This is a genomic window from Paenibacillus mucilaginosus 3016, from assembly GCF_000250655.1.
Taxonomy (GTDB): Bacteria; Bacillota; Bacilli; order Paenibacillales; family NBRC-103111; genus Paenibacillus_G; species Paenibacillus_G mucilaginosus.
Genome location: NC_016935.1, coordinates 4385092 through 4399295, shown reverse-complemented (window position 1 = coordinate 4399295; position 14204 = coordinate 4385092). Strand labels below are relative to the sequence as shown.

At 50.6% G+C, this 14204-nt stretch carries 13 protein-coding genes; 10 read left to right on the top strand and 3 right to left on the bottom strand.

The window, feature by feature from the left end:
- Window position 1 precedes the first annotated feature (1 nt).
- The 3 genes from PM3016_RS18925 to PM3016_RS18915 all read left to right on the top strand — a co-directional run bounded on the left by PM3016_RS18925 (window position 2) and on the right by PM3016_RS18915 (window position 3752).
- Window positions 2-1438 (top strand): alpha/beta hydrolase family protein, encoded by a 1437-nt coding sequence (locus PM3016_RS18925; RefSeq protein ID WP_014370550.1) that lies wholly within the window; start codon window positions 2-4, stop codon window positions 1436-1438.
- Window positions 1439-1634: 196 nt separating this feature from the next.
- Complete coding sequence (locus tag PM3016_RS18920; RefSeq protein ID WP_014370549.1) at window positions 1635-3131, top strand: monooxygenase; 1497 nt, start codon at window positions 1635-1637, stop codon at window positions 3129-3131.
- A 135-nt stretch (window positions 3132-3266) separates the two neighbouring features.
- Entirely contained in the window at window positions 3267-3752 is a 486-nt protein-coding gene (locus PM3016_RS18915) for a MarR family transcriptional regulator (RefSeq protein ID WP_041618372.1), read from the top strand.
- Between the two features lie 341 nt (window positions 3753-4093).
- Here PM3016_RS18915 and PM3016_RS38205 read toward each other — a convergent pair whose 3' ends face one another.
- Window positions 4094-4387 carry a hypothetical protein gene (locus tag PM3016_RS38205; protein ID WP_148279693.1) on the bottom strand — a complete coding sequence of 98 codons (294 nt, stop codon included), beginning with the start codon at window positions 4385-4387 and terminating at the stop codon, window positions 4094-4096.
- 240 nt (window positions 4388-4627) lie between these two features.
- On the opposite strand from PM3016_RS38205, the gene PM3016_RS18910 reads away from it, so the two are divergent.
- The 5 genes from PM3016_RS18910 (at window position 4628) to PM3016_RS18890 (ending at window position 8929) form a co-directional block, all read left to right on the top strand.
- Complete coding sequence (locus tag PM3016_RS18910) at window positions 4628-4963, top strand: cupin domain-containing protein (RefSeq protein ID WP_014370547.1); 336 nt, start codon at window positions 4628-4630, stop codon at window positions 4961-4963.
- A 331-nt stretch (window positions 4964-5294) separates the two neighbouring features.
- Window positions 5295-5684 carry a glyoxalase superfamily protein gene (locus PM3016_RS18905; protein ID WP_013918095.1) on the top strand — a complete coding sequence of 130 codons (390 nt, stop codon included), beginning with the start codon at window positions 5295-5297 and terminating at the stop codon, window positions 5682-5684.
- Between the two features lie 125 nt (window positions 5685-5809).
- On the top strand, window positions 5810-6466 hold the full coding sequence (locus tag PM3016_RS18900) for a DUF4085 domain-containing protein (protein WP_014370546.1): 657 nt from the start codon (window positions 5810-5812) through the stop codon (window positions 6464-6466).
- Between the two features lie 438 nt (window positions 6467-6904).
- Window positions 6905-7603, top strand: coding sequence for a Type 1 glutamine amidotransferase-like domain-containing protein (locus PM3016_RS18895; RefSeq protein WP_014370545.1), 699 nt, complete (start codon window positions 6905-6907; stop codon window positions 7601-7603).
- Window positions 7604-7732: 129 nt separating this feature from the next.
- On the top strand, window positions 7733-8929 hold the full coding sequence (locus PM3016_RS18890; RefSeq protein WP_014370544.1) for an NAD(P)/FAD-dependent oxidoreductase: 1197 nt from the start codon (window positions 7733-7735) through the stop codon (window positions 8927-8929).
- A gap of 335 nt (window positions 8930-9264) precedes the next feature.
- Here PM3016_RS18890 and PM3016_RS18885 read toward each other — a convergent pair whose 3' ends face one another.
- Complete coding sequence (locus tag PM3016_RS18885; RefSeq protein WP_014370543.1) at window positions 9265-10362, bottom strand: SDR family oxidoreductase; 1098 nt, start codon at window positions 10360-10362, stop codon at window positions 9265-9267.
- A 107-nt stretch (window positions 10363-10469) separates the two neighbouring features.
- On the opposite strand from PM3016_RS18885, the gene PM3016_RS18880 reads away from it, so the two are divergent.
- The gene (locus PM3016_RS18880) at window positions 10470-10838 is read left to right on the top strand and encodes an ankyrin repeat domain-containing protein (RefSeq protein WP_013918088.1); all 369 of its coding nucleotides are present in this window, start codon (window positions 10470-10472) and stop codon (window positions 10836-10838) included.
- Window positions 10839-11041: 203 nt separating this feature from the next.
- Here PM3016_RS18880 and PM3016_RS18875 read toward each other — a convergent pair whose 3' ends face one another.
- Window positions 11042-11779, bottom strand: coding sequence for an SDR family NAD(P)-dependent oxidoreductase (locus PM3016_RS18875; RefSeq protein WP_013918087.1), 738 nt, complete (start codon window positions 11777-11779; stop codon window positions 11042-11044).
- Window positions 11780-12141: 362 nt separating this feature from the next.
- Between PM3016_RS18875 and PM3016_RS18870 the strand changes: the two genes are divergently transcribed.
- Complete coding sequence (locus tag PM3016_RS18870; protein ID WP_014370542.1) at window positions 12142-14049, top strand: serine hydrolase domain-containing protein; 1908 nt, start codon at window positions 12142-12144, stop codon at window positions 14047-14049.
- Window positions 14050-14204 lie beyond the last annotated feature (155 nt).

Genomic DNA, 14204 nt, shown 5'->3' with positions numbered 1-14204 from the left:
TGTGAGATTGCTGGAAATTCTGCTTATCGGAGCGTGCCTGACCATGCTCTTACAGCTTGGTCGGAAGCCTGCGACAAACAGGCTCGCCGGTATGCTTACGGGTACGGCAGGCATTGCTCTGCTGGCCTTTCACCTGGCTGTCGAGGGCTACCGCTGGCAGATGCTTGTTGTCTATATCACTGCGCTAATTTGCGCCGTGCTGCTCCTGCTTCGCCCGGCTCATGAAGTCAAGACCACCCCGCTCAGGAAAGCATGGAGATACGGGGTGACCATCACCGCCGGATTGCTGGTTGCCGCTTCGTCCGCGCTCGCGGCATTCCTGCCGGTATTCGATCTGCCTAAACCGAACGGTCCCTATATGGTCGGGACCCGCACCCTGCATCTGACGGACGCCTCGCGTGAGGAGCCGCTTACCACCGACCCGAAAGACCGAAGGGAGCTGATGGTGCAGCTGTGGTATCCGGCCTCAAACCCGCCGACCGGGAACCGTGATAAGCTGTTTCCAGAGGAAGACGGCGCGTTCGAAGCCTATAAGCAGGCCTTTGCCAAGGAACTCAACATCCCCGGCTTTGCTTTGGACTATTGGAGGTATATCCGGGGGAATGCCTACGAGAACGCGGCGCTGCTGCCGTCCGGCAAGCCTTACCCGCTTCTGCTGATCGGCCACGGCATGGGCACCGGAAGAATTCTGCACTCCGCCCAGGCCGAGAACTTGGCCAGCAACGGCTACATCGTAGCGGTGATCGATCATACGTACAGCACGGTGGCCACCATCTTTCCCAATGGGAAAGTAACGGGCTTCGAGACGGATGTATCCTCCGAGGATTTGGAGGCGATCGGGCGGGAAGTCGGCGGGATCTGGAATCAGGATGCCGCATTCCTGATCCGGCATCTGGAGAAGGTGAATGCGGGGGAGTCAGGCAGCGAATTCAGCGGGAAAATAGATATGAACAACATCGGTATCGTCGGGCATTCCTTCGGAGGGGCAGCGGCTTTTGAACTGGCGGTCACGGACCCCCGGATCAAAGCGGGAATCAATATGGACGGCACCTTATATCCCGTGAGTAAGAATGCTAACCTGACCAAGCCGTTTCTCTTTATAGAGTCGGAAGAAACGATCGAGAGCAAAAGGAAACATCTCCATGAAGACATCATTCAATATGAGGAAAGCCTGATCAAAACGACTCTCCAGCATAATGGAAGCCGGATCTACATGGAAGGAACCGCCCACTATAACTTCACCGATTTCCAGCTGTTTTCCGACCTGCTTCAAGTCATGGGACTGACAGGGGAGATCAACGGCAGGAGAGGGGAGTTTATCGTGAACCAGTATGTGCTGGACTTCTTTAATAAACAGCTGAAAGGAACCGGAGGGGAGCTCATTCAGGGGCCGAATCCGCGCTTTCCGGAGGTAAAATTCAATACGGAATTGTTATAAGGGAACCGGCAGGGGATGCAGCCGTTTAATAAAGGGAGGGCCGCTTGATTGCAGCTCTCCCTTTCCTTGTGGTGCTATAAGCTATTCCTATTGTCAGCAGAGAAAATCTATGGTAAATTGATTTTGTTTCGCACAAAACAAAATTTATTGTTTTGTGCGAAACAAAAGTCATAAATGACAGGGAGGAAGGTTTCCGATGGATTATGAAGTTATTATTGTCGGCGGAGGACCGGTCGGCATGATGCTCGCCTCTGAACTTGCTTTAGCAAATATTCAGGTGTGTGTCCTCGAACGATTGTCTCAAACGACACCTTATTCCCGTGCGCTCAGCATTCACCCGAGAACATTGGAGCTGCTGGATCTGAGGGGGGTCAAACAGGAGTTTCTTAAACGAGGCACCCCTTTGACCACGGGGCATTTTGCCGGTCTGGATACTCGATTGGATTTCTCCGTGATTGACTCCTCCTCCAATTACTCCTTGTTCTTGCCCCAATCCGAAACGGAAGCCATTTTGGAAAACAACGCGGTCCGATTAGGCGCCCACATTCTGCGAAACACGGAAGTCTTATCGGTTGTTCAGGATGATGAAGGAGTAGAGGTGACCGCAGCCGGAACAAAGGGGATGGTCCGTCTAAAAGCTGCCTATCTTGTCGGTGCGGATGGCGCAGGCAGTATCGTCCGGAAACAAACCGGTATCCCGTTTATCGGCCATGACGAGACCCTGACGGCAATGCAGGGGGATGTCATTCTGAAGCATCCGCCGGCCCTCCCCGTGGTCTCACGATACAGCGAAGAAGGGATGATCATGATCGTCCCCTTACCGGCGGCAATGCACCGGGTTGTTCTAATCGACCCGCATAGAAGCCATATCCCGAAGAGTGAACCGGTCACCCTTGAAGAACTGCGGTCAGGAATGCTCCGGATATTGGGTGATGATCTGGGGGCAGGGGAGCCTTCCTGGCTGACCCGATTCGGCAATGCGACCCGTCAGGCGCAGCAGTACAGAGAGCGGCGGATTTTTCTCGCTGGTGACGCGGCACATGTTCATTTCCCAGCCGGGGGGCAGGGGATGAATGTAGGGATACAGGAAGCATTCAATTTGGGGTGGAAGCTGGCTGCGGACCTGAAGGGCTGGGCCCCTCCATGGCTGCTGGATAGTTATCACAATGAAAGATTTCCTGTCAACACCTCTCTGCTGCATAACACCCAGGTACAAACCTTACTCTTCGGTACGAGTTTTACATCCAGCATGATTCAGCTGAGAAAGATGATGTCGGATATGCTGAATGTACCGGCAGCGAATTATCAATTGGCGAGCCGGATCGCCGCGGTGGATGTCCATTATGACCCCACACTTCCCGGTTCGTCACATCCTTTAACCGGCAGGCGCTTGGCCGAATTTCAACTCCGCTCCGAGCAAGGCGATGTCATCAGCAGCTTCGAACTCTTCCGTGATGGCTCATTCGTACTGCTTCATCTGGCTTCAGACGAGAAGATGAACATCTGCCAATGGCCCCCGCAGATCAAGGCGTTCAGTTATACTTTAGCGGATCGTTCTACCGTGGATTGGGAGGATGTTCATACCGTCCTTATTAGACCTGACGGTTATATCGCATGGGCTGTATCCCGCTCCGAATCTGATCACATCGAGAAGCTGCGGCAGGGACTTGTTCATTGGTGCGGACGATCTTGATCCCACATATCAATTTTGTTTCGACCAAAACAAAATCCGATCATCCAAAGGGAATCACCTTGAAGAAATTGTTTTCCTCAAAACGATTGTTGTATACTCAGGGAGGAGATGCAAAAGTTAAAGGGGCTTACTTGGATGGAAGAAATGGAAGTTACCAAGCAGTGGGTGCTTAAACATTTTATTGAACTGATCAGCCAGCAGGAGATCAGGGACAGTCGGTTGGCGGTTAGATTCCATGAAGAAATGCGGCAGCTTGAAGAAGAGTTTGGTTCACCGCTCCATCTGACTCTCTCTGAGATTCATCTGGTGGCCTGCATTGGCGATTACAGTCCTATTAATGTAACAACGATTGCAGAGAAAACGCAGTTAACCAAGGGATCGATAACCCGAATCAGCAAGAGGCTGTTAGAGCTTGATTTGATCAAAAGACAGCAGATCAATGAGAACAAGAAGGAAGTTTATTATAGTCTGACGGCAGCCGGGCAGAAGATCCACAGCATTCACCACCGCATTCACGGCAAAATAGAACAAAGATTTCTGTCCTTCTTGGACCAATATACACCGGAACAATTAGCATTTGCACGCAAGTTTATGAAAGATTTAATTGAATGGGACTATTAAGAATGGCGCAGCCATTTGAAAAAGCCAATCCGCTTGTTGGTGACTTACATCCCTTCATTTGTTCGGCGCCAATCAATACAACAAACTCCCTTGCCATCGAGGCCAAAGGGAGTTTGTTGTATTGACTCCAAGATGCGGTTGGGAGCGGCATCTTGGGGAAACGGACGCTCCGGAACTTCTATATTTACATCTATAGTAATCGCCTGAGGTCCAGAAAGTTTCTGAATGCACTTAACAAAAAAACAACAAGGAAAGTGGACAATGGTAAGAAAAGGAACGCCGTTATAGGCCCCCAACGGAAGTGGTCCATATTCTTATTGTGAATATCGTAAACTATAGAATCAGCCATTAATGCTCCAACGGTGCTCATATAAGTAACAATTAGAAAGCCGAATGCCGCGCAGCAAAGCCAAAATTTTTAGCCGGCTTAGATTTTTAAAAGCATGGTAGTACCCAGCGATGCTTACAGTAATTGATAAAGGAACGCTTAGTCCAATAAAGAACCAGCCCCATCCATCCAAAGTACCTCCACCTGCCAGCCCATTACCTATTATTGTAATAAATGCGCTAAAGATTAGGCTGGCTATAAAGCCATAAACAAATCCCCAACTACATCTTAGAAAAGTATTGTTCATGTATGAACGTCACCTCCCACTTTTTTTATTACATCACAGTTAACCATTAAATGGAACCCTTATCGAAATTCGATGGCTTGGGAACCCGTGGAGGATTGATTATTAAGCAAAACGAGACATGTTAGCGGGGAGGATAACGCCACAGGATAACGAATACTTATGTAAGATTTACAAAATTATGGTATGAATATCTGCTGAACAACAAAAAAGAGACCCATTGCAAAGAGAGGGGATAACACTTTGAATTTTAAATTAGCTGACTTACATAAGCATCTAAACCAGTTGAAAGAATTGGAAAACACTTCATATTATGAATTTCTGAGGGTATCATCCATGAGTGTAGGGCTCTACAGACTGAATAAAGGAGAGAAGGATAAGCAGCAGCCTCATACAGAAGATGAGATTTATTTGATCATTGAGGGTAAAGCTTCGTTTCAGAACGGTAATGAAACTGCTGAGATTAGCAAAGGGGACATTTTATTCGTAGAAGCTAATAAAGAACATAGATTCTATAATGTGACGGAGGACCTAACTACCCTCGTCTTTTTTTCACCAGCCGAGCACTCCAATAAATGAGTATTGCAACTAATGATTCTGTGCTTACTTACTGTCAACGGCAACGCTACTATTAATCCTAGGCCCGTGTTCGGAAATACCATGAGAAGCATACGAAGAATAATAAGACTTGGTGCAATTAACAGGATCATCTTAGCAATATAAGTTAGCACATCTTTTAGCATACAATAATCCCCTTCGAGACTCGCTCGCACAATATTGCTTATTTTTGCTTTATTAGGCACAGATTACTCCTCTTTTCGCGTCTAACTGCGCATAACCAATGCCCTAATCTTAAAAGGATAAAATGCTCTAAAGCATCCCACCCCTACCATGTCACGGAGGAAAACGAATGGGAGAATCGAACGTCCGAGTGGAGTCCCTGACGCCAATCCTGAGAATATTCGACGAGGAGAAGGCAAAGCAATTTTATTTGGGATTTTTAGAATTTCAACTCGATTGGGAGCACCGCTTTGAAGTTGATTTTCCGCTATATATGCAAGTCTCTTATGGACCATGCGTCATTCATCTGTCGGAACACCATGGTGACTGTACTCCGGGCGCGGCACTGAGGATCGAAGTCAGAGGAATTCAGGAGCTGCATGCAAAGTTATTGTCCAAAAGGTATAACTATGCCCGGCCCGGCCTGGAGACGGCTCCGTGGGGTGGCTTGGAGATCCGAGTGGCCGACCCATTCGGAAACCGGCTGACTTTTTATCAAAAAGACGGAACAGAACGATAGTTCATCGAGACACGAAGGCAGCCGCTGGATGACGGTTGCCTTTTGCCATGGAGGGACGGTCTTTTGCAGCAACAAAACATGTAAACAAGCGGTATGTTAGTGAGAGACTATTCCAGGAGGAACTAATGAACTATTTCACTAAAGAGTGGTTTGAAGAAGCGCAGATTTCACGCTTTCTGTTATTTCCGGAAACGAAAAAAGAGTGGGATGAAAATGTCGCATGGCATGTTTCGGAAGGACTGCATTTTGAAGAAATACAGTTGAACCGTTTACAGATTGCCAAAAAGGACTTGCTGCGATTCCTTCCAGCATTCTTTCATCCATATATTCAAGACGGAACGCTAAACTCACAATTTCCATCTGAAGAACTTAAAAAAATGGCTGACCAATGGCGGATGGAGTATGATGAGCGGACGAAAGCAAAAGGAATTTCTTATCGGAACTACTACAACTCCATAAAATGCTCACTCCCCGAGAATGCGATTCAGTTGTTTGAAAAGTCATTACATGATGCACGAGTAACTTCGATCGAGATGCCTATGAAGGATGCGTTTATCATAAAATTGGACTGTAGGGGAGGCTATCATTATGGGACAGATGTTACATTAACATTTGCGGGAGTGAAAAAGTTACAGCCTCACAGCTTAAGTGTAGGTAGTATTTGGCTTTATGATGAAGTTTATCTCACAGATACAGGGTTTGAGCTTCATGTGTTATTTGATGGTCCTTTAATGGAATTCACGATCTCTGCGGAAAATGTTACTATCGAGGTGATTTCATAATTCATGGTTATGGGGTTGCACACGAGGTCATTAGTTGGCCAATTCGATGCGGATGCTTCATTTACCCGAGGCTGTACGAATCCCCCCAAATAGAGTACTAATTGGCCGCCAGAGCAGCTGCAGCTCCGGCGGTTTTTTGATTCACTCGCACCTTCATTCGCTGCTAAGAATTTTTTTGTACCGGGCTTTGTCCTTGATCGCTCGGCTTGTTAGATCGCGATGCAGCATGCTTGGGATTGTTTTTGTCAGGTTTAGTTTTTGTGCTCATGTTTATAGTTCACCTCCCGTCTTACTTCGTAAAAAGTATTTCTCCAAACCACAAACCTTATTAGAAAAATAATCCGCAGGAGCTCGGGCAGCCGTTCCACTAAAGGACAGAAAAGTTCCAGTATATGGTATAATGCAGAGGATTCTATTTTGAAGCAGGGAGGCTTACACATGCGTCAAATTATTGCTTTAGGGGGCGGGGGCTTCTCCATGGAGCCAGATAACCCACTATTGGATCATTATGTACTTAAGCAATCAAAAAAGTCCTGCCCCACTGTATGCTTTCTTCCGACAGCAAGCGGGGACTCGGAAAGTTACATAGCAAGGTTCTACGCTTCTTTTCATAAATATAACTGTGCAGCCTCCCACCTCTCCTTGTTTAAACCACCGACTAGAGACTTGGAGGATTTTATACTTACTAAAGACATCGTCTATGTTGGGGGTGGGAATACCAAGAATTTATTAGCCTTATGGAAGGACTGGGGACTCCATATTGTTTTGCGTAAAGCATGGGATCAAGGAGTTGTCTTGGCCGGTATAAGTGCTGGGTCTATTTGTTGGTTTGAGGAAGGTGTAACCGATTCATACGGTGACGGACTTGAGCCTATAAAATGTCTGGGATTCTTGGAAGGCAGTAATTGTCCCCACTATGATGGCGAAATAGAAAGGAAACCTGCTTTCCATCAACTGATACAATCAGAGAAACTATGCTCCGGTATTGCGGTTGATGATGGAGCAGGTGTTCACTTCATTGGGCAGCACATTCACAAGATCGTTAGTTCCAGAGCCGCCTCAAAGGCGTACAGAGTATTCAAAAAAGACACGGTAAGAGAGCAGGTACTCGAGACGTGTTATCTGGGTGAGCTTTAACTGGCTGGGAACGATCGCCTAATGACCCAGGGAGCAGATCGCCGCGCGGCAGCAGCTGCTCGTTTCCGATGTCACAAATCAGCGCCTTACGTTGTTATATGTGCAAAACGTAAAAGGAGCTGAGGCAAGATGAACGACTTGACATGCGTCATCATCGGAGGCGGCCATGTAGGGCTTCATTCACTCAAAGCAATAAAGGATGAGACCCGGGGCATGGTGAACGGGCGGCGGATTCGATTTGTTCTGATCGACAAGCAGCCCGGTCATGTGCGTAAAATGCTGTTGTTCCGGCCGGCCGTGGGCCAGGAAGAGATTACGATTCCGTGGACGCATTATTCGTTCTTAGAAGGTGTCGAACACGTGCGAGGTAAGGTTACGTCCGTGGACAGCGGGGGAAAACAGATTCGATTTGAGGATGCGCATGGTATTCATGCCCTCATGCCGTATGACCTTTTGGTCGTAGCGGTTGGCAGTGTCGTTCGGCAGCCGGCATCCGATCGGGGCGGCATCGCTTTGACCGACCCGCAAGCCGCGGCGGACATCCGGGAGCGCTGGCGCGCCAACCTGCGGAAAGCTGCCGGTGAGACGAACCGTGAGGAACGAAAGCGGCTGACTTCAATCGCGGTTGCGGGTGCGGGCATCAGCGGCGTTGAGACATCCGCCGAGCTGGCGCTTGAGATGAGGAAGGAAGCATCGTCATTAGGATTGGACCCGTCCGATATTACGGTCTATTTGTTGAGCGGACAGAACCAATTGTTCCTGGAAGGGCCCGAAAAAGTAGGCATAAAATTGGATCGGGTTCTCAGCGAATGCGGCGTAACCGTACTTTACAACCGTAAGGTGATGCAGGCGGAAGCAGGAGCAGTGAAGCTCAGCAATGGCGATCGCCTGCCGGTTGGCCTATGCATCTGGACCATTGGTCTGATCCCGAATCCGGCCCTTCGAAGCATGGGTTTGCCGCTAACTTCGGATGGGCAAGTGCTGGTGGATGAATGTTATCGCGTCCAAGGGGCGACGGGCGTTTACAGCATCGGCGACTGTGCGAGAATCGTCGATCCGGAGAACGGCAAGGCGGATCTGATGAGGGCTGGAGAAGGTGTGCTGCAGGCAGATCGACTGGGGAAAATCGTGATTGCCGATCTGGAGGGCCGCCCCGCGCCGGTTCACAAATCCGCCGGCTCGATAATGGAATTCTTCTGCATCGGCTTGGGAGAGAACCGCGGATTTGTATGGGGAAGCAAATGGGGACTTCATATGATCATAACGGGAAAGCTGGGGTGGAAAATCAGGCAGCTGGCATGGGATAAAGGCAGTATGCTGCGATAGCAGCCAGATACGAACCCACAGCCGGAAAAGGTGAGACGGCGAATGGAGAAACGGTACGGTCATTATAGAGCGCCGCTGTTCACTCTGGCATATCAGTTGACAGGCTCCGCTGCAGACGCGGAAGATGCGGTAGGGCCGAACGTCTGAGAAAATATCATCCATAACCATTCAAAGATAAAGCAAAAAGTTCTCGTTTCTACCTTTGGATAATGCGAATATGGTGCGAATCCATGCAAAAAAACCCGCTTCGGCACGATGGCTGAAGCGGGTTTTTATCTTTCTCCTTGTTGACTCCTTAAGATATGGGGGAAGGATTTTGTTCAGGAGGGCGGCTCTTAGTGTTGAATTAGCATCTCCGATGGATCCGGGGAAGCCGCTTTGCGGAGTCCGCTGTACCTGCCGATAATAGATTCCACTGCTCTGAAGTCAAGCTGCAGAGGCTTCAATCCGTTTTGCCGCAGCAGGTGCAGGGTATTACCATCATCGAAGCAGGTTTTCTGCGTGAGGTACGGGCTAAAGACGGCGGTCAATTTGGCGAGCTGCCGCTCTTCCTTGGTCCACTCGGGTATCTGCTCCGGAGAAACGTATTCCGGGTTCGGGAAGCCGACATGAGAAAAGGCCAGCTCCAGCATGGACCCGATCGCAGGGGGCGAAGGGTGGGTGATGTGGTAAATGGTTCCGTTCGTACCGCAGCGCAGGCCGCTCTCGATTACGTCGCACACATAATCGACAGGTACCACGTTCAACTTCTCATTGGGCGACGCCGCGATACGGTAGGACTGGGATCCATCATCGCCTGTCCGGGCTGCCCGGTTGCGGAAAGCTTCAAGGGTGAGCAGCAGGCCGTAGAAGGAAAATGACGAGTCGGCCTCTCCCGTTCTGGAGTCGCCGATGACGATGGACGGGCGGTAAATGCATACCGACATGCGGCTTCTGTAGGAGAAGACGAGCTGCTCGGCTGCGACTTTGCTCTCTTCGTAGGGGTTGTTGAACCGGCTGTCCAGCGGGTACAACTCCTCTACCCCATGCTCGCGCGTACCTACGGTATAAGCCGTGCTGATATAGTGCAGCTGCCCGGCTCGGATGCCGGAAGCGAAGTCGAGCACGTGTCTCGTCCCTTCGACGTTCGTAGCGAACAGCTGCGCCCGCGCTCTCTCTTCGAACCGCAGACAGGCGGCCATATGGATTACAACCCCGATGCGGCCCTGAAGCTCCGCGGCCTGAATCGGGGAGAGCCCGAGCCCAGGCTGGGTGATGTCGCCGTGGAGAATGTGTATTCGCTGCCGGTGGTGCGCTTCCAGCCTGCTCAGAAGGTGATGGGCTTTCTCGGGGCTGCGGGCGAGGAGGTAGAGGTTGTGGCCGCTGACGTTGAGCAGCCGGAGGATCAGTTGAAAGCCGATAAATCCGGTGCCGCCGATCATCAATATATTCATGGCTTACCCCGCATTCTCTTATGATGATATTAAAATAATTTACACTATACTATTTACAAAATATTAATATTTTGTCATGATTATTGATAAAAGAGAGGTGAGAACTGTTGGATTTTGACGAAATACTAGAGAAAAACGATGTTGCCATGTTGAGAGAATACCTGACAGCTCACGACGTGGATGAAGAAGAAAATGGACAGACTTTGCTTTACCGGGCTACTTTCCATGGAAAGGTAAACATTGTAGAAGAATTGATACAATATGGAGCGGAGATCAACCGCCAGGATCCGCTAGGACGTACCCCTATATCGTGCGCATCTTATTTTGGACATACGCGAATAGCCGAGCTTCTTCTTCACAATGGCGCGGATCCCTATATATGCGATTACGTAGGCAAAACCGCTTTGGAACGGGCCAAAAAAGGTTGGGAGGGGCAAACCCACCAAGCGATTCTCGAACTGTTGAAGTCGGCATAAGCATAAACAAGACGAGACGGGAACAGGGCCGTCGAATGAATACACCGGGAAGAACTGGAGGGCGTGAGCTTTACAGCACCCCAGTTTCCGGTGCCTTGCCCTGGAACGAGAGCAAGAAGCCGATCATTCCCAATTATCGGTCTTTCGTGTCTATACACTTGTGTAGACCGTGTTGAGAAGTTCTCTCCCTGCTGTCTGCGCCTCTACATCACCTCGCCAATAGGCGACAGCAGCTTCCCCCTCTCATACTTCCGCTCGATCATACGGTGAATGTTCTCTGCAGCCCGTGCGGCCGAGATAAGCCCGTTATGGTTCTGGAGACCCCGAAAATACTCTGCCATGGCAAATCTCTCCGTTTCTCTGCAGCGCAGCTGCATCTCAGTATCAACCATGCCGGGATCAACGGCAATGATTTCTACCGGATTGGGTTTGTCGGCTTGCTCTGCCCCGACGCAGCTTGTGAACATATTGATGCCCGCTTTCGCCGTACAGTAAGTTCCCATTCCGCTGAGCGGATAGATGGAGGCGGCGGAGGAGATGTTAACAACTTTCCTTCGAATAGGATAGTTCTCCGTGTACTTGATAAAGGAGGAGGTCAGAACCATAGGAGCGATCAGATTCGTGAGGATGTTGGCCCCGATGGCTTCATGTCCGCAGGTTTCAAAGGACTGGAGGGGCTCCACCGTCCCCGCGTTATTGATGAGACAGATCATGTCCAGCCTCGAGGTGTCGAGGTTCTTCAGAATAGTGGCAGCGATCGGTTCAAGGCCTGCGGTCTCTCTGATATCATAATTGATATGGCGGTAATGATCGAAAGGAACCAGATTACCGGACATTCCGAGCGATATGCCGCATACCTCCATTCCATTCTGCAAAGCCTTCGCTGCCAGAGCTTCACCAATGCCGCTCGAGGTTCCCGTTATCAAATAGTAGATCTTCAATGATTCTCCTCCTCCAATCATGCTCTCTCTACTTATTCCTGCAGCAGCACGTTTCGGTATTTACTATAACCTTGATCCCATCGGGAATGGTTAACCCCGTATCAATTGAGCGTGAAACATTCGTAAAAGGGCACAGGATACGATTGAAAACAAAAACTTCATTTTTATAGTGGTGAAGGGGGCGTTACAATAAAGCTATAGACGTTCCTTAACCCTCGTATAGGCAAAATGGAATGGTTCCCAGTCATCCTTCGAACTATGATGAGAACAGCATGCATTTCCGAAGTGGAAGCGGAGGGTATTAGGCCATTGAAGATGATCGATGAGAAGTCACGCAGGAAAGTGTGAGATAAGGGGAAACCATGAAATCTATCTTGAAGTCTGCCGTACGGCTTCTGCTCTGCGCCTGTCTGCTGCTTCCTCCGGTAGTTACGGACGGACAGACGGCGGCCGCCGACTTTATCCTGACGCCGTCCGCACTGGAAACAGCCCTGGATCCGCTGATCAAGGATCGGATGAACACCCTTCATATCCCCGGAGCGGCCGTTGTGGTGACCAGGGGGGAGAGCATCTATTTCAGTAAGGGATACGGCTATGCCACGCTGGAGCCCCTGTCACCGATGGATCCGGCCGGCACCCGAATCCCGATCGGCTCGCTGACCAAGTCGGTGACGGCGACGGCCGCCATGCAGCTCGTGGAGACGGGACGGCTGGATCTGAGACGGGACATCAACACCTACCTCAATACCTACCAGTTGCAGCCGTACCATAACACGCCCATCACGCTGCATGACCTGCTGACCCACACCTCCGGGCTTGACCAGGCAGTGTACGGGGTCTATGGCCGGTCCGAGGACACGGTTCCGTCTGCGGCGATGTTCCTGAAGCGGTATTCCGGGCTGCAGCCCCCGATTCGGCCGCCCGGCGCAAAGTACGAATACAGCAACGTCGGTCTCGGACTTGTCGGGAATTTGATCGAACAGACGTCGGGACAGACGCTGTCGTCCTTCTATAAGGAGCATCTCTTCGGCCCGCTGAAGATGCCCAGCGCCACGCTCGATCTTCCGGTCGGCGACCCAAAGCTTGCAAAGTCATACACTTACTCCAGGGGAAGCTATGAGGAGGTGCCGTACAGTCATATCGCTCTTCCCGGGGCGGGAGGGCTGAGTGTCGTGCCCAATGAATTCGCGAATTACCTTATCGCTCACCTGAACAGGGGGCAGGCAGGCGGACAGGGCATCCTGAAGCCGGAACCCTCCCTGAATGCCATGCATGCGAAGCAGTATGCGGCGAACGAACAGCAGGACGGCCTGGGCTACGGTTTTTTTCGGGGCAGGACATCCGCAGGCCTGCTTACCCTGTACCATACGGGCGAAATAGACGGCTTCGTCTCGGAACTCGTCCTGATTCCCTCAGAGCGCATCGGGATTTTCGTTGCGATAAACGGAGGGAGTTCGGGTGTGGAGCTGCACGATCGGATCGTCGATGTCCTCAGCAACTACATGATTCTTCCTCTACAGATGTCGGCTTCCGGCCGTTCAGCCGGAAGCGGTACGTCTGCAGGCTACGAACCGGCAGAGCTGGCGGGGGACTACCAGGCGGGAATCAACCCGGTGCACGGATGGGGCAAGTGGCTCCGGTTCCTCGGAGGCTTCAGTTCGAAAGTGGAAGCAATGGATTCGTCGACCCTGCAGGTTACCGGAATCTTCTCAGGCAGCGAAGAACGACAGACGAAGATCTTCAAGCCTGCCGGAGCAGGACTGTACCGGGACGCTGCTGGCCCAGAGACGCTTTCCTTCCATAAGGTGAACGGGAAGATGACCGTCAACGGTTCCGACAACATCACCCTGGAGAAAGTGTCCTTCTGGCAAAAAACATGGACGCTGCTGTCCCTGTACGCAGCCGGCTCTCTGATTTTCATCGTTACCATGCTGATCTGGCTCGTTAGGTACGTTGTGCAGTCGTTACGAAAATCGACACGGCCGTTCTCCCGTCTGATCGGAGCTATTGCCCTACTTCATACGGTCTTCCTGATGGTTCATCTCACCTACGGCATCAGTCAGCTCACGTATGGGTACCCCGGCTGGTATGCCTGGGGCATATGCTCCCTGCCGCTTCTCTCGGCAGCGCTGGCCATACTGCTGCTCTGGAAGAGTGCTGTGAACAGAAAGAGCGGGGGGGCTGTTTGGAAGATCGCCTTTTCCACCTTTACCCTGGGATTCACGGCATTTTTGTTCTATTGGAATTTCCTTTCCATCCATTACTCCTGATCATCTTAGGCCGCGCAGATCGCGGCTTTTTTTGTTTTCTGGGGCGATCCGGCATCTATTTACAAAACCTTCATATCCCCTTTACATGGACTGCGTAGATCCCTTCGGGTCTTTCTCCCTATAATGGATGGGATGAATGAACCGAAGGAGACGTC

Excerpts from the sequence above, each read along its gene's own strand:
- PM3016_RS18885 (WP_014370543.1), bottom strand. The coding sequence starts at position 10,362 with ATGAATATATTGATGATCGGCGGCACCGGATTTATCGGCTTTCAACTG.
- PM3016_RS18905 (WP_013918095.1), top strand. The coding sequence starts at position 5,295 with ATGGGAGAATCGAACGTCCGAGTGGAGTCCCTGACGCCAATCCTGAGA.
- PM3016_RS38205 (WP_148279693.1), bottom strand. The coding sequence starts at position 4,387 with ATGAACAATACTTTTCTAAGATGTAGTTGGGGATTTGTTTATGGCTTT.
- PM3016_RS18900 (WP_014370546.1), top strand. The coding sequence starts at position 5,810 with ATGAACTATTTCACTAAAGAGTGGTTTGAAGAAGCGCAGATTTCACGC.
- PM3016_RS18895 (WP_014370545.1), top strand. The coding sequence starts at position 6,905 with ATGCGTCAAATTATTGCTTTAGGGGGCGGGGGCTTCTCCATGGAGCCA.
- PM3016_RS18870 (WP_014370542.1), top strand. The coding sequence starts at position 12,142 with ATGAAATCTATCTTGAAGTCTGCCGTACGGCTTCTGCTCTGCGCCTGT.
- PM3016_RS18915 (WP_041618372.1), top strand. The coding sequence starts at position 3,267 with ATGGAAGAAATGGAAGTTACCAAGCAGTGGGTGCTTAAACATTTTATT.
- PM3016_RS18920 (WP_014370549.1), top strand. The coding sequence starts at position 1,635 with ATGGATTATGAAGTTATTATTGTCGGCGGAGGACCGGTCGGCATGATG.
- PM3016_RS18890 (WP_014370544.1), top strand. The coding sequence starts at position 7,733 with ATGAACGACTTGACATGCGTCATCATCGGAGGCGGCCATGTAGGGCTT.